This is a genomic window from Streptomyces sp. TBY4 (assembly GCF_024213195.1).
Classification (GTDB): domain Bacteria; phylum Actinomycetota; class Actinomycetes; order Streptomycetales; family Streptomycetaceae; genus Streptomyces.
In genome coordinates this window covers 657,792-678,192 of the sequence record NZ_JANAVF010000001.1, presented here as the reverse complement: position 1 = coordinate 678,192, position 20,401 = coordinate 657,792, and the positions used below count along the sequence as shown (strand labels likewise).

Sequence of the window (20,401 nt, the reverse complement as noted above, 5' to 3'; positions counted from 1 at the left end):
GCCGCCCCGCGCGCCCCCCGCCCCGCGGCTCACGCCGTCAGGTCGATCCGCTCCTCGCCCGCGTAGATGTTCATGTCCCCGCCCCGCAGGAACCCGACCAGCGTCAGCCCCGACTCCACCGCCAGGTCCACCGCGAGCGAGGACGGGGCGGAGACGGCCGCCAGCACCGGGATGCCCGCCATCACGGCCTTCTGCGCCAGTTCGAAGGAGGCCCGCCCCGACACCAGCAGGACCGTGCCCGCCAGCGGCAGCCGCCCGGCCTGCAGCGCCCGCCCGACGATCTTGTCCACCGCGTTGTGCCGGCCCACGTCCTCCCGTACGTCGATCAGCTCGCCGTCCGCGGAGAACAGCCCGGCGCCGTGCAGGGCGCCCGTGCGGTCGAAGACCTTCTGCCGCTCGCGCAGCCGGTCCGGCAGCTCTCCGAGGAGCCGCGCGCTCACCCGTACGGGATCGTCCGCGAGCCCCGGGAACCGGGTCGCGGTGCGCACCGCGTCCAGGCTGGCCTTCCCGCACAGACCGCACGAGGAGGTGGTGTAGACGTTCCGCTCCAGCGTGATGTCCGGCACCGGAACCCCCGCGGCGAGCTGTACGTTCACCACGTTGTAGGTGTTGGTTCCGTCCTCGGCGGCGCCCTCGCAGTAGGTCACCGCCCGGACGTCCGACGCCGAGCCGAGCACGCCCTCGCTGGCCAGGAAGCCCACGGCCAGCGCGAAATCGTCGCCCGGAGTGCGCATCGTGATGGCCAGCGGTTTGCCGTTGAGCCGTATCTCCAGCGGCTCCTCGGCCACCAGGGTGTCCGCGCGGGCCCCCGCCACGCCGTTCCGGACCCGGACGACGCGACGGCGTTCGGTGACCCGTCCCATGTGATCAGTCCACCTGTTCTGTCTTTGGCGTACCCCTGAAGCACCCATTGTCCCGGATCCGCTTCGTGACCCCTTCCCGGCTTGAAGACCCTCGGGAAGCTCCAAATTCCGGGCACTGAATCCTGTTGGGTCACGCGCCCCTGTACCCATCGGTAGCAGGCAAAGCTGGTACATCCTGACTGCCTTACAAGGGGGGACCCCGCCCATGACCGGTTCACGCGTGGTGGCGCTAGGGCACTACCAGCCCTCGAAGGTGCTCACCAATGAGGACCTCGCCACCATGGTGGACACCAACGACGAGTGGATCCGGTCGCGCGTCGGGATCAAGACCCGGCACATGGCCGGACCCGACGAGCCGGTCGACGAGCTGGCCTACCAGGCCGCCGGCAAGGCCCTCGCGAATGCCGGTCTGACCCCGGACGACATCGACCTCGTCCTCGTCGCCACCTCCACCGCGATCGACCGTTCCCCCAACATGGCCGCGCGCGTCGCGGCCAAGCTCGGGATGGGCTCCAGCCCCGCCGTGATGGACATCAACGTCGTCTGCTCGGGCTTCACCCACGCCCTGGCCACCGCCGACCACGCGATCCGGGCCGGCGCAGCCACCCGGGCCCTGGTCATCGGGGCGGACAAGATGACCGAGATCACCGACTGGAGCGACCGCACCACCTGCGTCCTGACCGGCGACGGCGCCGGCGCGGCCGTCGTGGAGGCCTGCGAGGAGCCCGGCATCGGCCCGGTCCTGTGGGGCTCGGTGCCCGCCATGGGCAATGCGGTCCGCATCGAGGGCTCGCCGCCGGTCTTCGCCCAGGAGGGCCAGTCCGTCTACCGCTGGACCACCAGCCAGCTCCCCCCGCTCGCCCGCAAGGTCTGCGAGAAGGCCGGGATCACCCCCGAGGACCTGGCCGGAGTCGTCCTCCACCAGGCGAACCTGCGGATCATCGAGCCGCTCGCCGCGAAGATCGGCGCGGTCAACGCCGTCGTCGCCCGCGATGTGGTCGACTCCGGCAACACCTCGGCCGCCTCCATCCCGATGGCCCTGTCCAAGCTGGTCGAGCGCGGTGAGATCCCCTCCGGGGCGCCCGTCCTCCTCTTCGGCTTCGGCGGCAACCTCTCCTACGCCGGCCAGGTCATCAGCTGCCCGTAACGGCCCGGCCCGGAGGCCCGCGCCGCCACCCGTCACGGGTCCGGCGGCGCGGGCCTTCGTCATGAGCGCGGCCACGAGCATCAGCATCCGGGAGCCCCCCGAGCCCCGCCGTGCGACCTGAGGGGTACGCCGATCCCGCCCGGCGGGCTGATGGATCGGTGGCCGGAGCCTCGGAGGATGAAACCACGCAATCCGAGAGCTACGGGAGCAAAGCGCATCATGAGCCGCAAGAGCATCGCCCTGACCACCGCCGGAGCCGTCCTCACCCTCGGGGTCGCCGCCGCGATCGCCGTACCGGCGGCGAACGAGTGGCTCGCGAACCGGCACCAGGAGACGAGCGCGTACGCGACCGGCGCCGAGGCGAAGTCGAAGCGCCCCTCCGTCCCGCGCTGGCTGCCGGACGATGCGGGGGCGGTCCGGTACTCGATGAAGACCACGGGCGGCGAGCGCCTGCTCAGGGCGACCCTCCCGGACGGTAAGCCCCCGGCCCGGTGCACCCCGGCCCCCACGTCCGGGGCCAAGGAGGTCCAGCTCCAGGCGGACTGGTTCCCGAAGGACGCCCGGTCCCGGGCGGGCCTGCGCTGCGGCACGTACGACGGCTACGTGGACGGGGGCACCCTCTACGCCTGGCAGCACAAGGAGGACCTGGTGGCGGGCGAGCGCGCGAACGCGGAGTCCTAGAGCGGCGAGACGCAACGTCTCGCCCGCACCGCGCGACCCGCCCCCGGGCATGCCCGCAGGTCAGCGCGGCGCGTCGGACCGGGCCCGGGCGAAATACCTGGTCGGAACCCCGCCGAACCTTTGCTATTGTTGTCCATGTCGCCGCGGGAAACCGGGGCCGACCACCTAGTCCGGGTGGCGGAATGGCAGACGCGCTAGCTTGAGGTGCTAGTGCCCTTTATCGGGCGTGGGGGTTCAAGTCCCCCCTCGGACACACATGATCAGGCCCCCTGCGGTTCGCAGGGGGCCTGAAGTGTTTCCGGAGGGGCATTGCCCTCCTGGCGGGGGTGGGCGAAGATCGGCCGGGAATCTTCGCCCTCGGGAGGGTATGCGTGTCCGAAGTCAAGGCCGAGCTGGACCGGTTGATGAGCGTCTTCCTCGGTGCGTTCACCAATGCCGGAGGCGGGCGGCCGGATCTGGGCGCCATCCGGGAGGTGTTCATCCCGCAGGGGATGATCATCAAGAACGTCGGGGCCGAGCCCGTGATCTACGACCTCGACGGCTTCATCGAGCCGCGGGAGAAGATCCTCACCGACGGGACGCTGACGGAGTTCCGCGAGTGGGAGGTCGCCGAGCGGACCGAGGTCTTCGGCTCGATCGCGCACCGGTTCAGCGAGTACCGCAAGTCCGGATACCTCGACGGGGCCTGGTTCGAGGGCACCGGACACAAGACCACCCAGTACGTACGGACCCCGGGTGGCTGGCGGATGAGCGCGATGGCCTGGGACGACGTCGCCCCGTAGGACGAGCTGAACCGTAGGACAAGCCGAGCCGAACCGGCCCCCCGCGGACAGCGGGGGGCCGGACGGGTCGGGGAGGCGGTTACGCCGCCGGCTGCTGCTGGGTCACGCAGTGGATGCCGCCGCCGCCCGCGCCCAGGCTGTCGGTGTTCAGCTGCACGACGACCCGGCCCGGGAAGAGCCGCTGCAGGGTGGCCTTGGCCGCCGCGTCGGCCGTGGAGTCGCCGAACTGCGAGGAGATCACCGCGCCGTTGCACACGTAGTAGTTGGCGTACGAGGCCACGAAGTCGGGGTTCGTGGAGCGGATCTTGTTGTAGTCGGGGCCCTGGAGCTTGGTGACCGAGATCGGGCTGCCCTGGGCGTCGGTGGAGGTGGACAGGATCTGGTACTGCTCGCGCGCGTCCTTGGCCCAGATGTCGTTCTCGCTCGCGAGCGGCATCTGCACCATGGCCCGGCCCTCCTCCAGGAACCGGGAGGTGGCGTCGACGTGGTCGTCGGTGATGTCCTGGCCGTAGATGCCCTTGAACCAGATCACCTTGGACGCGCCGTAGGCGGCGCACATGCCCGCCTCCAGCTGCGCCTGGCTCATGTTGGGGTTGCGGTTGGAGTTGATGAGGGAGCTGCGCGTGGCCATGAGGGTGCCGGCGCCGTCCGTCTCCACCGAGCCGCCCTCGCCGACGAACGCGGCGGTGCTGAAGGCCACCCCGGCGTAGGCGGCGACCCGGCCCGCCACCAGGGCGTCCCTGGCGTGGCTCTGCTTGTTGCCCCAGCCGTTGAAGTTGGTGCCGAACGCGTCCACGCCGCCCGCCCCGTTGACGCGGAACACCGGTCCGCTGTCACGGATCCAGCAGTCGTCGACGGGGATCGAGCTGATGACGGTGACCGACGTCCCGCAGGCGCTCTTCGCCTTGGAGACGCTCGCCGGGTTGGCGAGCATCACGACCGGCTCGTACTTCGCGATGGTCTTCGCGATGAGCGCGATGTTCGCCTGCACCCCCGCGAGCTTGTTGCCCCAGATCGCGGTCCGGTCGGGCCACGCCATCCAGGTCCGGGTGTGCCGGACGGTCTCGCACGGTACGAAGTAGGACCCGGCGGCCGCCGCGGCGGCAGGACGGCCGGCCGCGAAGGCCTGCCCGCCCACCGATGCCAGTGCGGCGCCCGCGGCCGTGAGGCCGGCCGCGGCCAGGAACCCTCGTCTGTCCAGCTTCCCTACGACGTGCTCGTTCATCTCTGATCTCCGATCAGTCCGACGTGGATGCGCGAATTGCGTGGAACGGGTGAGCGGGTGAGCGGGTGAACCGATGGGCCGCGGGCGCCGACGCGCCCGCGGCCCCCCTCACAGGGCGCGGCGCGCGGCGGCGATGCTCCCCGGGTCCCACCCCGGACGGGGTACGGACTCCAGGAGCAGGCGCGTGTAAGGGTGCTGGGGGTCGGCGAGCACCTGTGACGTCGGCCCCGACTCGACGATCCGGCCGCCCCGCATGACGATCACGTCATCGGTCACGCAGCGCACGACGCCGAGGTCATGGGTGATGAACAGGTAGCCGATTCCTGTCTGTTCGCGGATGTCGAAGAGCAGGTTCAGGATCTGCGCCTGCACCGAGACGTCCAGGGCGGCCACCGCCTCGTCGAGGACGAGGACGGCCGGCTCGACCGCCAGCGCGCGGGCGATCGCCACGCGCTGGCGCTGTCCGCCCGACAGCTGCCGGGGCAGTGCGTCCGCCTCGCGGGAGCCGAGGCCGACCTGGTCGAGCAGTTCGGTGATCCGGCGCGCGTGGTCGGTGCCGGGGAAGTGCAGGGCGAGGGTCTCCCGCAGGGCCGCGCCCACGGTGGTGCGCGGGTCCAGGGAGAGGAAGGGGTCCTGGAAGACCATCTGGATCTCACGGGCCCGGGCGAGCCGGCGCGCCTTGCCGCGCGCGTGATCGCCCCGGTCGCGGCCGTGGATCAGCACCCGGCCCTCGTCCGCGGTTTCCAGGCCCACCACGATGCGGGCCGTGGTCGTCTTGCCCGAACCGGACTCCCCGACGATGCCCAGGGAGCCGCCCTCGGCCAGCCGGAACGACACGTCGTCCACGGCCCGGACGCTGCCGTAGGTCCGGTGCAGGCCCAGGACCTCCAGGACGGTCTTCGTCGCGGCGGCGGTGGTGCCGGCGCTCGTGCCGGTGGCGGTGCTCATGGGTGGAGCCCCTTTCGTTCCGTGCTCACCCGGGCCTGCTCCCCTTCGCGTTCCTGTACGGCGATCAGCTCGCCGTGGTGGCAGGAGGCGAGCCGGTCCGGTTCCCCGGCGACCGGCAGCAGGGCCGGCGCCTCCCGCGTGCACACCTCGGTCGCGAGCACGCAGCGCGCGGCGAAGGGGCATCCGGTCAGCTCCTCCCGCAGGCTCGGCGGCCGGCCCTCGATCGCGGCGAGCCGCCCGCGGGGTGCGTCCAGGCGCGGGGTGGAGTTCAGCAGGGCCGCCGTGTACGGGTGGCGGGGGCGGGCGAACAGCTCGGCGGCCGGGCCCGTTTCCACGATCCGGCCCGCGTACATCACGTACACCCGGTCGCTGATCGCGGCGGCGAGGCCCAGGTCGTGCGTGACGAACAGCAGCCCCGTCCCGAAGCGTTCGCGCAGATCGCCGAGGAGGCCGATCACCTCGGCCTGCGAGGTGACGTCCAGCGCCGTGGTGGGTTCGTCGGCGAGGATCAGGGCCGGGTCGCCCATCAGGGCGGCCGCGATCACGACCCGCTGCAGCATGCCCCCGGACAGCTGTCCGGGGTACTTGCGCAGCACGGCCGCCGTGAGGCCGACGGCCTCCAGCATGGCCACCGCCCGCTCCTCGGCGACCGCCTTGGTCGCCTTGGCGTTCAGCCGCAGGCTCTCGGTGAGGAAGTCGCCGACGCGGCGCATCGGATTGACCGCCGCCCGGGGGTCCTGGAAGATCATGGCCGCCGTGCTGGTGCGCAGCACCCGCAACTGGCCCGGCGACATGGTGAGGACGTCGTCCCCGGCCACGCGCACCTCGCCCTCCGTACGGGCCCCTTCGGGGAGCAGCCCCAGCACGCTGCGCGAGGTCAGGCTCTTGCCCGAGCCGGACTCCCCGACCAGGGCCACGGTCTCCCGGGGGCCCACGGTGAGCCCGACGCCGTCGAGGACGGGCCGGACCGCTCCCGGCAGGTGCAGCCGCAGGCCCTCGATCTCAAGGGTGTTCGTCACAGTCATCGCGCCCTCCGGGCTACCTTGTCGGCCCAGGCCTCGCCGACGACGTTGAAGGCGACCACGGTCAGCACGATGGCCGCGCACGGCACGATCGCGGAGAGCGGGTAGCCGGCCTGGATGGCGGCGTTGCCGTCGAAGACCATGCGGCCCCAGTCGGGGGTCAGGGCCGGTACGCCCAGCCCGAGGAAGGCGAGGCCGGCCAGGTCGATCAGGGCGTAGCCGAAGTTGATCGCGGACTGCGCGAGGACGACGGGCATGACGGCGGGGACCACGTGGCGCAGGCAGATCTGCGCCCCGGAGTGTCCCTGCACCCGGTACGCCTCCACGTACGGGCGGGCGCGCTCGGCCAGGACGAGGGAGCGGGTCAGCCGGCTGACGTACGGCAGGTAGGCGATGGCCAGGGCGATGACGGGGGCGAGCAGGCCCTCGCCGTAGACCGAGACGATCAGGATGGCCAGCAGCATGCCGGGGAAGGCGAAGACCAGCTCGGTGCTGCGGGAGAGCACCGAGTCCAGCCAGCCGCCCCGCCAGGCGGCGGCGGTGCCGATGGCCACGCCGGCCGCGGTGGAGAAGGTGACCACGCCGAGCGGGCCGAGCAGCGAGGTGCGGGCGCCCAGGACCAGCCGGGAGAAGGTGTCGCGCCCGGAGGCGTCGACGCCGAGGAGGTGGTCGGCGGAGGGGCCCGCGAGGGCGTTGGCCAGGTCGACGGAGTTCGGATCGTAGGGCGCGATCCAGGGGGCGAACACCGCGACGAGCACGACGAGGGCGACGAAGCCCGTACAGAACAGGGACAGGGGGGCGCGGGAGGTCCGGAGCCGGGCGAGGCCCGGCCGGCGCACCAGGACGGAGCTCACGAGGCCTTCTTCGCGGGGCCGAGGGTGACCCGGGGATCGACCAGGGGATGGAGCAGGTCGACGACGAGGTTCACCGTCATGAACAGCGCGACCATGATGAGGGAGATGGCCTGCACGGTGGGGAAGTCCTTGGTGGTGGTGGAGAGTTCGAGGAGCTGGCCGATGCCGCCCACGCTGAAGGCGGACTCCACCAGGATGGTGCAGACCAGCAGGGTGGAGACGATGAGGCCGCCGGTGGTGAGCACGGTGCCCAGGGCGTTGCGGAAGACGTGCCGCCGGACGACCTGGCCCGTGGACACGCCCCGGCTGCGGGCGACCGTGACGTGCTCCTGGCCGAGGACCTCGAGCATCGAGGCCCGGGTGACCCGGGCGAGCATGCCGATCAGGTAGAGCGCCAGGGCGACGGCGGGCAGGGTCAGGTGCCACAGCATCGAGGTGAAGCCCTCGCCGGCCCCGCCGGTGGGGAACCAGCCGAGCCGTACCGCGAACAGGCCCTGCAGCAGCACCGCCGCGACGAACGAGGGGGTGCCGATGGCGACGGTGGTCGTCACCAGGATCGCGGAGTCGGCCTTCCCGCCGCGGACGGCGCCGATCCAGCCGAGGATCAGCCCGAACACGAGGACCAGGACGAGCGCCATCGAGATCAGCATCAGGGTGTTGGGCAGCCGGTCCGCGAGCAGTCGCGACACGTCGGTGCGGTACGTGATGGAGCGGCCGAAGTCCCCTTGCACCACCTGGCCGAGCCAGTTCAGGTACCGCACCGCGAAGGGGTCGTCCAGGTGGTAGTGCTCGTTGATCGCCTGCAGGGCCTCCGGGGAGGCCGAGCGGCCGCCCAGGAGGAAGCTCGCCGGGTTGCCCGGAGCCAGGTACAGCGCGCCGAAGATCACGAAGGAGGCGCCGAGCAGGGTGGCGGCCATTTCGGCCAGCCGCCGTACGGCGAAGCGCAGGAAACTCATTTCGCGGCCGCCCCGATTCCGGCGGCCCAGGGGGAGTAGAGGTAGGAGATGGTGGTGGGGGCGCCGGTGATGCGCTTGTTCAGGAAGACCGCGGTCGGCCATTCGGCGACCGGGATCCACAGCACCTGGTCGGAGGCCTTCTTCTGGAGTTCGGCGGCCGCCGAGAAGCGCTTGGCCGGGTCGGACTCGGCCCGGGCCTTGTCGGTCAGGGCGTCGTAGGACGGGTCGCTGTAGCCGGCGTAGTTCTGGAAGGCCCCGGTCTGGAAGTTGCTCAGCAGGTCCATCGGGTCGGTGATGGAGTCGTAGTACGTCTCCGGGAACATGTCGATGCCCTCGCGCGCCGCCGGGTCGGTGAACAGCGCGGTGAACGCGTTGGGGGCGATCGTCTTCAGCTCGATCTTCAGGCCGATCCTGGTGCCCGCGTCCTGGATGGCGGTGGCCAGCACCGAGACGTCCTGGCCGATGGCGCTGGTGGCCACGGTCAGCGTCTTGCCGGTGGCGCCCGCCTCCTCGATCATCCGCTTGGCCGCCTCGACGTTCTGGTCGGGCGACGGCAGGGTGTCGAAGGCGGAGGCACGGACGGCCTCGGGGGCGCCGGCCCAGACGGCCTTGGTGGTGAGCGAGCTGGTGACGGTGCCGGCGCCGCCCAGGCCCGCCTTGACGAAGCCGCGCCGGTCCAGGGCCAGGGACAGGGCCCGGCGGACGCGGACATCGCCGAGCGCGCCCTTCATGCTCGTCACGTTGACGTTGACGGTGCTGAGGCCCTCGCCGAAGTAGAGCGTGCCGGCGCCGCTCGCGCGCAGCCGGTCGTAGCTCTCGGTGGGGATCAGGTAGCCGCCGTCGGCCCCGCCGGTCAGCAGGGCGTTCGTACGGGCGTTGGGGTCGGTGAGGAAGGTGAAGACGGCCTTGCCGGACTTGGCCTTGGTGCCCCAGTAGCCGTCGAAGCGGTCGAGCTCGATCGACTGGCCCTTGTTCCAGGTGCCCAGCTTGAAGGGGCCGGTGCAGTCCAGGCTGCCGGTGGTGCCGTAGTCCTCGCCCGCCTTCTCCACCCCGGCCCTGGAGGCCACGACGCCGGCCGCGGTGGCCATGTACTGGGGGAACTGCGAGTCGGGCTGCTTCAGCTTGACGGTCACCTGGAGCGGGCCGGTCTTGGTGACGGCCTCGACGTTGGAGAAGTTGCTGTTCCAGGCGGCCCCGTTCTCCGGGTCCATCTGACGGCCCAGGCTGTAGACCACGTCGTCCGCGGTCATCGTGCCGCCGTCGTGGAAGCGCACGCCCGGGCGCAGGTCGTAGACCCAGGTCAGGTCGTTGGGGTTGGTGGCCTTCTCGGCCAGTCCCGGAGCCATGGTGAGCTCCGGGGTCCAGCGCATCAGGCTCTCGCAGACGTTCGACAGGATCGTGTTCGCCGGGTAGTCGAAGGCCGAGATGTAGTCCAGCGTCGGCGGTTCCGCGTACACGGCCCAGGTGAAGGAGTCGATCTCGCCGACGGCGGCCGGGGTGCCGGCCGACAGCTTGAAGGCCGTGTCCTTGCCGTTCGCGCCGTCCTTGGGCGGGCCCGAACAGGCGGCTACCAGGCTGAGGGCGGCCAGCGCGGCGACGGGCAGCGCGGAGCGGCGGGCGGCGGAGCGGCCGGAGGTGGTGCGGCCGGAGGTGGCGGGGCCGGCGGACCTGGCGGCTCTGGACCAGGGAAGGGATCGGGGCATCGGTGCTCTCTCTTCCATGCGGGGCGGGGAGGTGCGGGCAGGCGGCGAGCGGGGCGAGGAGGGAGGCTCGGGGCTGGGGCCGCCGGCCCGGGCACGGCGAAGGGGGCGAGGGATCAGACGGTGCGGCCGGCCGCGGGGATCTGCTGGGTGATGCAGTGCACGCCGCCACCGCCGTACGCGATCACGCGCGAGCGGACACCGACGACCTTGCGGCCGGGCAGGGCGGAGGCGATGACCGCGAGCGCGCCCTCGTCCTCGGAGGTGCCGGCGATCGGGACGACGACCCCGCCGTTGGCGATGTAGAAGTTCAGGTAGCCGACCTCGGTCTCCTTGCCGTCGACCTCGACGAGGTTGCTCTGCGGCAGGTCGATGATCGTGAAGGGGCGCCCGGCGGCGTCGGTGGAGCCCTCCAGGACGGCACGGTTGACGCGCATGCGCTCGAAGTCGGGGTGGGCCGGGTCGCTCGGGAGCTGGACGACGACGGTGGCGGGGGCGACGAAGGCGCAGACCCCGTCCACGTGCCCGTCGGTCTCGGTGTCCAGCAGACCGCCGTACGGGAGCCAGATCACCTTGGTGACACCGAGGCGGGCGATCAGCTCGGCCTCGATCTCCGCCTTGGTCATGTCCGGGTTGCGGTTCGGGTGGAGCAGGCACTGCTCGGTGGTGATCAGCGTGCCCTCGCCGTCGACCGTGATCGCGCCGCCCTCGAGGATCATCCGGGAGTCGATCCGGTCCACGCCGAAGTGCTCCAGCAGGGCCGCGGCGATCTTGTCGTCGGTGTCGTAGGGGAAGTGCTTGCCGCCCCAGGCGTTGAAGCGGAAGTCCACGCCCGCCCGCCGGCCGTCCTCATCGAGCACGAAGATCGGACCGGAGTCCCGGAACCAGGAGTCGTCGATCGGAAGCTCGATCACCTCGACGCCCTCACCGCACAGCGCGCGGGCCTCGTCACCGCTGCCGGGCAGCGCGACCATGGTGACCGGCTCGAATTCGGCGATCGCACCGGCGACCTGGGCGTACTCGACCTTGATCTCGTCGAAGACCTCGCCCCACAGCTCCTGCCGGGTCGGCCAGGCCATCAGGCAGCCCTCGTGGTCCGTCCACTCGGCCGGCATCCGGTAAGTCGTCATGATCCACTCCTGTTTGAAAATTCAGTCAGTGTTCGTAAGGGGTGCCCGCATCCTCCACCGAACTGAAAATTCAGTCAATGGTTCTGGCCAAGCTGATGCGGAATCGGTCACACCGCGTGTTGGACACGCTGCGGAAGTGGGCCTGAACCGGCATGATCACGGCGAATGGGCCGGAAACGAGATCCTGATGTTACGGTCAGGAAAAGCCCCAGGTGACGGAGTCGACGGGTAGAGTGACCCTTCGTGTCAGACCGTCGAACGGAAATACTCAGAGCCGCCACGCGAGTGATCGCGCGCCGCGGCGTGCGCGGGCTCCGGGTGGGGGAGCTCGCCGCCGAAGCGGGCGTGTCCACCTCGCTGATCTACTACCACTTCACCGACCGCGCCGGGATCCTGCGCCGGACGCTGGAGTTCATCAGCGATCGCGCCGACCGCTACACCGCCGAGCGCGAGGACGGATCGGACGGCCCCGAGAGCCCCCGCGACGAACTGAAGCGGACCCTGCTCCTCGAACTCCAGGAAACCCCGGAGGTGCGGGAGAACAGCACCGCCTGGGGTGAGTTGAGGGCCAGCGCCGTCTTCGATCCCGACCTGCGCGAGGACGTGGCCAAGGCCACGCACAGCTGGGTCCACGAGATCTCCTACCTCCTCGCCCAGGCCCGCCCCACCGGCACGGCCCCGGAGCACGCGGCCGCCGCCGAGCGCCTGACGGCCCTCCTCGAAGGCCTCAGCGTCCGGTGGCTCAGCGGCTCGCTGCCCCTGGACCACGCCCGCCGGCTCCTCGCCGACGCGATCGACGGGGAACTGGCCGTATAGATGACAGGCCCCAGGCTGCCGGACATGGATCAGGAGACGGGCGGCGCGGCGGCCGCCGCAGTGGTGGTCGTAGACGCCCTGGAGCTGCTGTCCGACCAGCGGCGGGCGGCCCGGTTCGCTGGCGAGGCGCACCGGATCCTGGCCGACCTGGTGGCCGGGGGCGCCGCGCTGGGCTGGGTCGAACCGCCCGGGCCGGACGAGGTGGCGCGACTGCTCGACGGAGTCGTGGACGCCGTACGGGCCGGGGACGCGGCCCTGCGCGCCGCCTACCTCGGGGACCGGCTCGCCGGGCTGGGGTACTGGCAGCGCTACGCCCGCCCGACCCACCGGCCGCACGCGGACCTGGAGAAGCTCGCGGTCGCCGCCGGGGCCCACGGACACGGGCTCGGCCGGGCACTGACCGCAGCCCTCGTCGAGGATGCCCGCAGGGCCGGCATCGAGGTCCTCACGCTGGACGCGCGGGGCGACAACACCCGGGCCCTGCGGCTCTACGCCTCCCTGGGCTTCACCGAGTACGGGCGGCTGCCCCGCTTCGTCGCCGTCGGCGAACGCCGCTACGACAAGGTGTTCTGCATGCGGGACCTGCGGGGGTGACCCCGCGCGCTGCTGACGGCGGTGGACGGATCACAGGACCTCGGTGTACTCCTGCGGGAGGTGCGTGAGCCCGTTCAGGGCCTTGCGGCTCCGGAAGGGCGCCGTGACCTCTCCCGTGCCCCGGTAGAACCAGCTCTCGCCGTCCTTGTCGCGTGCGTAGAGGTCGAGGGTCCCGTCCTTGTCGGCGTCGCCCCAGGCCACCAGGTCCTTGTACTTGTCCCAGCCCGACCCGACGCGGCTGCGCGTGCCGAAGGTGCCGTCGCCGCGCCCCCGGTGGAGCCACAGCACCCCGGCCTTGTCGCGTGCGAGGAGGTCGCCCGCCGCGCCGCCGGCGATGTTGCCCGCCGAGATCAGGGCGTCGTACTGGTTCCAGCCGGAGCTGATCCGCTTGCGGGTGGCGTACGGGGCGTCCGCCGTGCCGGTGCCCCGGTGCAGCCACAGCACGCCGTCCTTGTCGCGGGCGAGGAGGTCCGCCTTGCCGTCGCCGGTCACGTCGCCGCCCGCGGTGAGTTCGTTGTACTGGTTCCAGCCCGCCCCAATCTTGCTGCGGGCGGCGAACTTTCCGTCGCCCTTGCCGGTGTACAGCCACAGCACGCCCGCCGCGTCGCGGGCCAACAGGTCGGCGTGCTGGGAGCCGCCGGCGTTCCCCGCGGCCACGAGCGCGGTGTACTTTCCCCAGTAGCTGCCGAGGTCCGTCTGTGACCTCAGAGCGGGTTCCTCGCCACCGCTGAGGTAGGTGTTCTCACTGATGAGGTGCCCGTCAGGGGTGCGTGCGAGGAGATCGGGCGTGCCGTCGTCGGTCAGGTCGTGCGGGGCCGGGGGCCGGTTGACGGTGAGGCGGCCTTTGGTGACGAGGTCGGGGCCGATTCCGTCGATCGGCTTGGCGGTGAGCTGCCATTCGTACTCCCCGTTGGGGGCCGTCGCCGGTGTCACGCCGTCGTAGAGCGCTCCGTGCCAGCGCAGTTCGAAGAAGCCGTTTCCGGTTTCCTCCGGCGGGCGGACGTTCCTGTCGCTGTACACGCCCTTCAGGCCGGTCCGCAGGTTCCGCAGGACGAACGTCGTACGGACTCTGTCGCGCGACAGCTTCCACCCCAGGACGACCGTCGGGGTGCGGTCGAAGTCGACGGTGGCAGGAATGTTCCTGCTCACGAGGGTCACCTTGGTGGGCTTGCCCGTCGAGGCGACGATCTCGGCGCGCGGAAGCCCGTCGGAACCCCGGGTGATGCGGTAGAGGCCGTCGCCGTGGGCCGCCGTGCCGCCCCTCACCAGCAGGGCTCCGCCCGGCGCCAGGCCTGCAGTGCGCGAGTCCACGGCGTCCAGTACCTTGCGCGGCGCGCCCCCGCCGAGGGGACGGGCGTACAGGGCGTGGTCGCTGACGTCCTCGTCCCGCTGCGAGCCGAGGAGTGTCCAGCCGTCGAGCAGGCCGATGAACGGACCGTCGCCGATCCTCCCGAGCTGGGTCACCGACACGGTCGAGGAGCCGCGCTTCGCGGTGCGGACGACGGTGCCGCTCACCCCGTTGGCAGATCCGATCCAGGCGATGTGCGTACCGGAGAGGGCTACTTCGCCCCAGGAGTTCCACACCCGGTAGGTGCTCACGATGCGGGCCGAGGCGACGTCGACGACCGCGTGGTGGAGGGTCGGGGCGTACTTGTCGCCGGTCGCGTACTCGTAGACGAAAGCCCCGTCTGCGTACGCGACGACTCTGTCACTCAGGATGCCGCGTGGCAGGCCGCTGACAGCCCGGTCGGTCATCCCCTTCCGGGGGTCGCTGAGCAGGTGGAGCTGTGGGGTCGATCCGGGGCGGGGGCCGAGGGTGATGAGCGTGGTGCCGACGGCGCCGAGGTAGCTGTAGCCCATCCCGAACACGTCGATCTCGGTGGTGGTCCCGGTGTCCATGTGGTGCAGCCGCACGGGGCGGCCGTGCTCGACCACCGTGTCGGACATTGCTCCCGCCTCCTCGTCGGAGGTCAACGGGAAGTCCATCCGCGTGACCGAGCCGTCGGAGTAACGCGTCCAGGTGAGGTCCTGCCCCTGGTCGGAGCTGTTCGCCCGCATCAAGAAGCCCCCCGGACCCCCGCTCACGATCCGCGCATCCGAGGGAACCCGCGGCAGCGCCGCCGCAGCCTCATCGGGGGCGGCCTGACCCGGCGCGGCGACCGCGGGAAGGGCCAGCGGGCCCCCGGCGGCCGCGAGCGCGGTGAAGACGGCGAGCGAGACGAGTCTCCGGGACGTGCGGCGGTACGGCATGTGGGCCCCCAGGTGAAACGCTCCGCGCGGACGCGAAACCCCTGGTGGCGTCCGTGCGAGCGTGATCGCAGGAGCGGACCGTACCACCCGGTCCGCCCGCGTCCGCAGGGCAGTCCCGCCGGTGCCCTGTTCCGGCGGGACCACGTCGGTTTGCCGTCTTACGGGTGTTACGGGCGCGGTTCGGCCATCGTGGAGCAGTGGATGCCGCCGCCCCCGGCCATCAGCCGGTCCACGTCGAGCTGGACGACGGTCCGGCCGGGGAAGGCGGCCGCCAGGGCCCGCTTCGCCGCCGCGTCCTTGGTGGCATCGCCGAACTGGGCCGTGATGACGGCTCCGTTGACCACGTGGAAGTTCATGTACGAGTCGACGAACTCGGGGTTCTTCGAGCGAGTGGTGTCCGGACCGTCGACCTTGATGACGGTCAGCCGCCGGCCCCGGGCGTCGGTGGCCGCGGAGAGGATCGAGAACTGCTCGCGTGCGTCGCGCGCCCAGATGTCGTCGCGGCCGGCCGGCGGCACCTGGACCATGACCACGCCGGGACGGATGAAGCGCGAGGTCACGTCGATGTGGTCGTCGGTGATGTCCTTGCCCTTGATGCCGGGCACCCAGATCATCTTGTCGGCGCCGTAGGCGTGCAGGACGGCGTCCTCGACCTCGGCCCGGCTCCAGCCCCGGTTGCGGTTCTTGTTGACGAGGCTGCTCTCCGTGGCCATCACGGTTCCGTCGCCGTCGGTCTCGATCGATCCGCCCTCGCCGACGAAGTCCGTCCTGCTGAAGGGGAGATGGCACTCGTACGCGACGCTCTCCGCGACGTGGCGGTCGTAGGAGTGGGCCTGCTTGTTGCCCCAGCCGTTGAAGTTCAGGCCGATCGCGTCGAGCCCGCCGCGGCCGTCCCGGCGGAAGACCGGGGCGATGTCGCGCATCCAGAGGTCGTCGGTGTCGATGGAGGTGGTCACGGTCACGCCCGGGCCGCACCAGGAGCGGGCGGTGGCGGCCGTGTACGCGTCCGGCGCGCACATGACGACGGGCTCGTAGCGCGCGATCGTCTTCGCGATCAGCGCGATGTCCTCCTGGACCCCGGTCAGCGCGCGGCCGCCCCAGATGGAGGAGCGGGAGGGCCAGGACATCCAGGTGCGGGTGTGGGGCACGTCGTCGAGGTCCACCCGCCAGCGCTGCACCGCCGGGCTCGGCGACCGCAGCGCCCCCGGGGCCGCGGCGGCCGCCGTACCGAGCGCCACTCCCGCGGCTCCGAGTCCGGCAGCCCCGAGGACGCGCCTGCGGGAGGGAGCGGAGCCGAAGAGCCGCCCGAGGAGGGAGCGGCTGTCGTCGGGGGAGTCGTGCACAGGGGCCTCCGGGTCGCGTGGGGGTGCGGGCCGAGAGCGGCGCCACGGTTCGACCCTCTCACTGACTGAAAATTCAGTCAACCTGTGAGATGTGCGTGAGCCCTGCTGAGGGGGCGTTCTACGGGGCCTACGGGGCCTACGGGGCCTGCGGCTCAGGCGGTGCGGGCGAGGCGGTCCAGCTCGGCGGCGATGGCGGCCACCATCAGCTCGCGGGCGTGCGCCAGGGGAAGGCTGCCGCTGAGCCACCGCGAGCTCAGCCCCTCCACCAGGGCGGTCAGCCGCTCGGCGGCACCGGAGACGGTGGCGGCTGCGGCCAGGGGGCGGACCTGAGCGAGGAGCTCGCCCACTTCCTGGATCCAGATCCGGGTGGCTTCGGCGAGGTCCTCGCGCAGATCGGGGTCGAACACCGCGCTGGCGCGGAGCTCTCCCCAGGCCGTGCTGTTCTCCCGTACCGCGGGGTCGTCCTGGAACTCCAGCAGGAGCGTCTGCTCCAGCTCCCCCAGGGCGTCGAGCGGCGGATGCCCGGGGTCGCGCTCGGTGGTGTAGCGGCCGGCGCGGTCGTTGATGAACTCCAGGGTGGCGCGGAGGATGCCCGCGCGGTCCTTGAAGTGGTAGTAGATCAAGGCCGTGGACACGCCCGCCTCGGCGGCGAGCTCCTCCACGCGCAGGCCGCGGACGCCGCGCCGGGCGATGACCCGCGCGGCGCCTTCCATGATTGCCGTTCGACGATCTGCCACGGCTCGACACCTTACCCGGCGGCTCCTGGCGATTGGGTCGAGAGGTGTGACCGGAGATTCAGTCCGCGGACCAGGACCTGCGAAGGCAGCGTGGCGAGGCCGTTCATCCGGCTCGGAGACAGGCTCATGAGGAAGTCCTCCAGGGCCTGCAGCCGCGCCAGGGGGGAGACGTCGACGACTCCGTCCAGGGCCGGACTTCCCCAGAACTCGAAGGAGACGAGCCGGGGGAAGGCGCGCGGCAGCCTGTCGATGATCCGCTGTGCGGTGTGGGCGTCCTCGACGAGGTTCACGCAGAGGTGGGTGACCTCCGCCAGGACGCCGTCGGCGGGAAGGTGCTCGAACGAGTCCGCGTGCAAGGTGAGCCGAGAGAGGGCCGGCAGCCCGGACACCTCGCGCCAGCCGTCGGCCGTGATGGTGCCGGAGAACCCGAGGGTTTCGAGTAGGGGGAAGCGGCCGATGTCCGTCAGGTCCTGCTCGCAAGAGCCCTGACCGAACACCTGGAGGTATCGGAGGGGAGCCTGTGGATGGAGGAGGTCCGGAGTCCAGATCAGGGCGTCCGGGCCACCGTCGAGCGAGAGGTCCTCGAGGTCGGCCAGCTGCCGCAGCGGGCCGAGATCCACGTCCGAGACGACGTCGACGCACAGGTCCCGGATCGGCAGTCCGATGAGGGGGGAGAGGTCCGCGATCAGGTCGCAGTGGTGGGCGACGAACGATTCGATCCGGGTCTGGCCGGCCAGGACCGACAAGCCCTCCGTGGAGTTGTCCCGGAGCCTCAAGGCCTTCAGGGAGTGCCGGGAGAGGTAGGAGACGAGCGCCTGCACGGACAGATCGCTCCGGACGTCCAGGGATTCCACAGGCACTCCCAGTCGTTCCAGGTGGTGCAACTGCTCATCGGAAGTGACGGTGTAGTCCAGTCCCTCCGGGTCCAGCCGTGCGATGACCTCATCCGCGTACAAGGTGCTGTCGAAGCGGTACCAGGCCCACATGAGCTGGCTCCGTACCTCGAAGGAGGCGTGCTCGGAGTAGCCGGCCAGGAAGGGCACGGCGGCGTCGGATGCGACCCAGGAAGCCGCGATGACGCTGTAGTAGGCATCGCTTTCGCGCTGGTCCTCCGGGCCGGGCAGCAGGTCCAGGATCAGTGGGCCGAGCTTCGCCAGGGCGCGGGCATCGACCTCGTTGCGCGGTGGGATCAGCCTGGCCGTCCGCTCCTCCACCGCCTCGCGGACGGCCGGGTCCAGGGTCGTGGCGTGTTCCAGGCAGGCGGCGGCCAAGAGGTGCACGCGGAAGCGGACCCGTTGGTCCTCCGTGCGGTCGCCGAGGCTCAGCATGTCCTCGAAGAGGCCCACGCGCTCCCGCGGCCGGGCCAGGGCGACCGCCATGCGGATGACGTCCTCCCACTGGTCGTCCGCGGCGTGCCCGGCGAGCAGGCCGAAGTCGCCCTCCTCCACCACCGCCCGCGCTCCCAGGAAGTCCTGGAAGGTGCGGTGGACGAAGTCCACCGTTCCCGGGGTCGGCTCGCGGAGCAGGCCGCTGCGCTGGAGGAAGTGCTCGAAGACGGTCGGTGCATCGCCCAGTGCCGCCGCCTCCGGGACGGCGGGGAGCGCCCGGCCGATGATGGCCTCGGCCTGGGAACGGTCCATCTCCGTACGGCCGTTCTTGATCATCCAGTACGCCAGCCGCTGGAGCAGTTCGAGCTGGGGCTCCTCGCGGAGGTCGGGGACCCGCATGTCCCGCTCCCGGTCGCGCCGGCTGATCAGCATGGACAGCGCAGCCTCGTACAAGTCCTTCCGGCCGTACGGGAGATACCCCCGCCGGTCGCGGTGGAGCGCACAGATCAGGCCGCACATCAGGGGGTTGGTGGCCAGCCTGCCGAGGTCGGCCTTGGAGCGGACGGCGGTGAGGAGCTGTGCCTCGTACGCGTCGAGTTCGGCCGGGTCCCCGGACCCGTCGCGGGCGGCCGCGTGCCAGCGCCTGATGAAGGTGGCGGTGTCGGCCGGCCGCATGGAGGACAGCGCCAGTTCGCCGAACCCCTCCTCGGCCAGCCAGTCCTGGCCCACGGCCGAGGGGCGCGAGGTGACCAGCCACCGGTTGCCGTGGCCGTCGTACGCGTCGATGAGGTCCCGCAGCCAGCGGCGGGTCCGCTCCCGCTCGGGTTCGGGGACCTCGTCGATGCCGTCCACGAGGACCAGCCCCTGGCCGGCGGTGAGCACCCGATGCTCCCATCCGGCGGGCTGGGAGCCGGCGAGGGGGCAGCCGATCGCGGAGAGGAACTGCTGCGGAGCCGGAAGCCGTTCGCCGTGGCGGGTGAGCGTGCGGAGCGGGAGGACGAAGGGGATCCGGTCGCGGAGGTGGTCCGGCCGGTCCGGGCGGTCCTGCTGCGCGGCGGTGACCGCCAGCCACTGGACGAGGGTGGTCTTCCCGGAACCGGCCTCGCCCCGCAGGAGGACGCGCGGGGTGCGGGCCAGTGCCTGGTCCGCGGGCTGGGGTTCCAGGTTCCGCTGCACCGCGAGGAAATCCTCCGCGGTCTCGTAGGCGTCCCAGGAGGGGGGCGTGCGCCCCAGCGGCGCCGCCTCCAGGCTGAGGTACGCCACGTCCAGCGGCCAGCGCGTCGGCGAATTGCTCAGGTCGATGCCGTAGATGGTGAGCTTGGAGTACTTCTTCGCCACGTACGGGAGGTACGTCGTCTCGAACGCGGCGTCCGCCGCGTCGGGGAGCGGGGTTCGGCGGATCAACTCGTCCGTCTTCGCCGTCAGTTCGTGGACCGAGCGGGTCTGGCCGACCAGCGCGTGCGCGGTGAAGGTCTTGCGCTGGGTGAAGAACTCCAGGATGTGCAGGGAGGCGACGCCGAGCAGGGCTTCGTAGAAGTGCGTCGCGTCGGCCGAGAGGTGGCGCTCCGGGTGGTCGCCCGCGCGGCGCAGCTCGCGGGCGAAGGCCTCCGGGCCGAGCCGGACGGCTTCGACGTCCGTGATCGTGAGGTCGCCGAGGGCGTGCAGGGTGGCGGCGAGGGCGTCGGTCACGGCGTCCCGCTCGTCCGCCGGGATCGGGCGTTCGCCCGTGCGCAGGGCCTGCTCGACGAGGGTGGCCGCCAAGGCGCGCACGTCGGACTCGGTGAGGGTGCGCTTCTCGCCCCTGAACGAGACGTACCCCGAGAGCCGGACCGGCTTGTCGACCAGCCCCGCCCCGGGGGCGTCGGCGACGAAGAACTTCCTGACGAGCGGGCCGATCACCGCCGTCGCCAACCTGAGCCCGATGGCTGTGGGTTCCACGTGTGCCCCCCGAAGAGCTGTGCCGGTGCCGCGCGGCCCGATTCTAGGCTGCGCGGTGCACGCGCCGCCGGGAGAGCCGGCTACGGC

General features: G+C 71.5%; 17 protein-coding genes and 1 tRNA gene. 6 read left to right on the top strand and 12 right to left on the bottom strand.

All coding sequences use genetic code 11. The features are described from left to right. Positions 1 to 29 precede the first annotated feature (29 nt). Positions 30 to 863 carry a formate dehydrogenase accessory sulfurtransferase FdhD gene (fdhD, locus tag NLX94_RS03170; protein ID WP_254380987.1) on the bottom strand — a complete coding sequence of 278 codons (834 nt, stop codon included), beginning with the start codon at positions 861 to 863 and terminating at the stop codon, positions 30 to 32. Between the two features lie 205 nt (positions 864 to 1,068). Here fdhD and NLX94_RS03165 point away from each other — a divergent pair, with 205 nt between their 5' ends. The 4 genes from NLX94_RS03165 (at position 1,069) to NLX94_RS03150 (ending at position 3,473) form a co-directional block, all read left to right on the top strand. Beyond that, on the top strand, positions 1,069 to 2,010 hold the full coding sequence (locus tag NLX94_RS03165) for a beta-ketoacyl-ACP synthase III (protein ID WP_254380986.1): 942 nt from the start codon (positions 1,069 to 1,071) through the stop codon (positions 2,008 to 2,010). 219 nt (positions 2,011 to 2,229) lie between these two features. After that, positions 2,230 to 2,691: a hypothetical protein gene (locus NLX94_RS03160; protein ID WP_254380985.1), complete on the top strand. Its 462-nt coding sequence runs from the start codon at positions 2,230 to 2,232 to the stop codon at positions 2,689 to 2,691. A gap of 168 nt (positions 2,692 to 2,859) precedes the next feature. Next, positions 2,860 to 2,944 (top strand) — tRNA-Leu (locus NLX94_RS03155). A 118-nt stretch (positions 2,945 to 3,062) separates the two neighbouring features. Then, positions 3,063 to 3,473 carry a DUF4440 domain-containing protein gene (locus tag NLX94_RS03150; protein ID WP_254380984.1) on the top strand — a complete coding sequence of 137 codons (411 nt, stop codon included), beginning with the start codon at positions 3,063 to 3,065 and terminating at the stop codon, positions 3,471 to 3,473. A 79-nt stretch (positions 3,474 to 3,552) separates the two neighbouring features. Here the strand turns inward: NLX94_RS03150 and NLX94_RS03145 are convergent, their stop codons facing one another. From NLX94_RS03145 to NLX94_RS03115, 7 genes are all read right to left on the bottom strand, one after another. After that, positions 3,553 to 4,698, bottom strand: a complete 1,146-nt coding sequence (locus tag NLX94_RS03145; RefSeq protein ID WP_254380983.1) for an agmatine/peptidylarginine deiminase — start codon at positions 4,696 to 4,698, stop codon at positions 3,553 to 3,555. A 108-nt stretch (positions 4,699 to 4,806) separates the two neighbouring features. Beyond that, the gene (locus NLX94_RS03140; RefSeq protein ID WP_254380982.1) at positions 4,807 to 5,646 is read right to left on the bottom strand and encodes an ABC transporter ATP-binding protein; all 840 of its coding nucleotides are present in this window, start codon (positions 5,644 to 5,646) and stop codon (positions 4,807 to 4,809) included. Then, the gene (locus tag NLX94_RS03135; RefSeq protein ID WP_254380981.1) at positions 5,643 to 6,671 is read right to left on the bottom strand and encodes an ABC transporter ATP-binding protein; all 1,029 of its coding nucleotides are present in this window, start codon (positions 6,669 to 6,671) and stop codon (positions 5,643 to 5,645) included. The genes NLX94_RS03140 and NLX94_RS03135 overlap by 4 nt, the downstream gene beginning before the upstream one ends. Continuing rightward, the gene (locus NLX94_RS03130) at positions 6,668 to 7,522 is read right to left on the bottom strand and encodes an ABC transporter permease (protein WP_254380980.1); all 855 of its coding nucleotides are present in this window, start codon (positions 7,520 to 7,522) and stop codon (positions 6,668 to 6,670) included. Before NLX94_RS03130 ends, NLX94_RS03135 begins: the two co-directional genes overlap by 4 nt. Then, entirely contained in the window at positions 7,519 to 8,478 is a 960-nt protein-coding gene (locus NLX94_RS03125; protein WP_254380979.1) for an ABC transporter permease, read from the bottom strand. Before NLX94_RS03125 ends, NLX94_RS03130 begins: the two co-directional genes overlap by 4 nt. After that, positions 8,475 to 10,181, bottom strand: coding sequence for an ABC transporter substrate-binding protein (locus NLX94_RS03120; protein WP_254380978.1), 1,707 nt, complete (start codon positions 10,179 to 10,181; stop codon positions 8,475 to 8,477). The genes NLX94_RS03125 and NLX94_RS03120 overlap by 4 nt, the downstream gene beginning before the upstream one ends. A 113-nt stretch (positions 10,182 to 10,294) precedes the next feature. Beyond that, complete coding sequence (locus tag NLX94_RS03115; protein WP_254380977.1) at positions 10,295 to 11,308, bottom strand: agmatine/peptidylarginine deiminase; 1,014 nt, start codon at positions 11,306 to 11,308, stop codon at positions 10,295 to 10,297. Between the two features lie 243 nt (positions 11,309 to 11,551). On the opposite strand from NLX94_RS03115, the gene NLX94_RS03110 reads away from it, so the two are divergent. After that, the gene (locus NLX94_RS03110; protein ID WP_254380976.1) at positions 11,552 to 12,124 is read left to right on the top strand and encodes a TetR/AcrR family transcriptional regulator; all 573 of its coding nucleotides are present in this window, start codon (positions 11,552 to 11,554) and stop codon (positions 12,122 to 12,124) included. A gap of 24 nt (positions 12,125 to 12,148) precedes the next feature. Then, entirely contained in the window at positions 12,149 to 12,718 is a 570-nt protein-coding gene (locus NLX94_RS03105; RefSeq protein ID WP_254380975.1) for a GNAT family N-acetyltransferase, read from the top strand. A 30-nt stretch (positions 12,719 to 12,748) separates the two neighbouring features. On the opposite strand, the gene NLX94_RS03100 is transcribed toward NLX94_RS03105, so the two are convergent. The 4 genes from NLX94_RS03100 to NLX94_RS03085 form a co-directional block, all read right to left on the bottom strand. Continuing rightward, complete coding sequence (locus NLX94_RS03100; protein ID WP_254380974.1) at positions 12,749 to 14,968, bottom strand: VCBS repeat-containing protein; 2,220 nt, start codon at positions 14,966 to 14,968, stop codon at positions 12,749 to 12,751. Positions 14,969 to 15,135: 167 nt separating this feature from the next. Next, positions 15,136 to 16,311 carry an agmatine deiminase family protein gene (locus NLX94_RS03095; RefSeq protein ID WP_254380973.1) on the bottom strand — a complete coding sequence of 392 codons (1,176 nt, stop codon included), beginning with the start codon at positions 16,309 to 16,311 and terminating at the stop codon, positions 15,136 to 15,138. Between the two features lie 152 nt (positions 16,312 to 16,463). Beyond that, positions 16,464 to 17,024 (bottom strand): TetR/AcrR family transcriptional regulator, encoded by a 561-nt coding sequence (locus NLX94_RS03090; RefSeq protein ID WP_302168754.1) that lies wholly within the window; start codon positions 17,022 to 17,024, stop codon positions 16,464 to 16,466. A 35-nt stretch (positions 17,025 to 17,059) separates the two neighbouring features. After that, on the bottom strand, positions 17,060 to 20,314 hold the full coding sequence (locus NLX94_RS03085) for an NACHT domain-containing NTPase (RefSeq protein WP_254380971.1): 3,255 nt from the start codon (positions 20,312 to 20,314) through the stop codon (positions 17,060 to 17,062). Positions 20,315 to 20,401: the final 87 nt, after the last annotated feature.

Bases quoted from the DNA above. Each gene is read 5' to 3' on its own strand.
- NLX94_RS03165 (WP_254380986.1), top strand. From the start codon at position 1,069: ATGACCGGTTCACGCGTGGTGGCGCTAGGGCACTACCAGCCCTCGAAG.
- NLX94_RS03105 (WP_254380975.1), top strand. From the start codon at position 12,149: ATGGATCAGGAGACGGGCGGCGCGGCGGCCGCCGCAGTGGTGGTCGTA.
- NLX94_RS03125 (WP_254380979.1), bottom strand. From the start codon at position 8,478: ATGAGTTTCCTGCGCTTCGCCGTACGGCGGCTGGCCGAAATGGCCGCC.
- NLX94_RS03115 (WP_254380977.1), bottom strand. From the start codon at position 11,308: ATGACGACTTACCGGATGCCGGCCGAGTGGACGGACCACGAGGGCTGC.
- NLX94_RS03160 (WP_254380985.1), top strand. From the start codon at position 2,230: ATGAGCCGCAAGAGCATCGCCCTGACCACCGCCGGAGCCGTCCTCACC.
- NLX94_RS03090 (WP_302168754.1), bottom strand. From the start codon at position 17,024: ATGGAAGGCGCCGCGCGGGTCATCGCCCGGCGCGGCGTCCGCGGCCTG.
- NLX94_RS03140 (WP_254380982.1), bottom strand. From the start codon at position 5,646: ATGAGCACCGCCACCGGCACGAGCGCCGGCACCACCGCCGCCGCGACG.
- NLX94_RS03100 (WP_254380974.1), bottom strand. From the start codon at position 14,968: ATGCCGTACCGCCGCACGTCCCGGAGACTCGTCTCGCTCGCCGTCTTC.
- fdhD (WP_254380987.1), bottom strand. From the start codon at position 863: ATGGGACGGGTCACCGAACGCCGTCGCGTCGTCCGGGTCCGGAACGGC.
- NLX94_RS03120 (WP_254380978.1), bottom strand. From the start codon at position 10,181: ATGCCCCGATCCCTTCCCTGGTCCAGAGCCGCCAGGTCCGCCGGCCCC.
- NLX94_RS03135 (WP_254380981.1), bottom strand. From the start codon at position 6,671: ATGACTGTGACGAACACCCTTGAGATCGAGGGCCTGCGGCTGCACCTG.
- NLX94_RS03145 (WP_254380983.1), bottom strand. From the start codon at position 4,698: ATGAACGAGCACGTCGTAGGGAAGCTGGACAGACGAGGGTTCCTGGCC.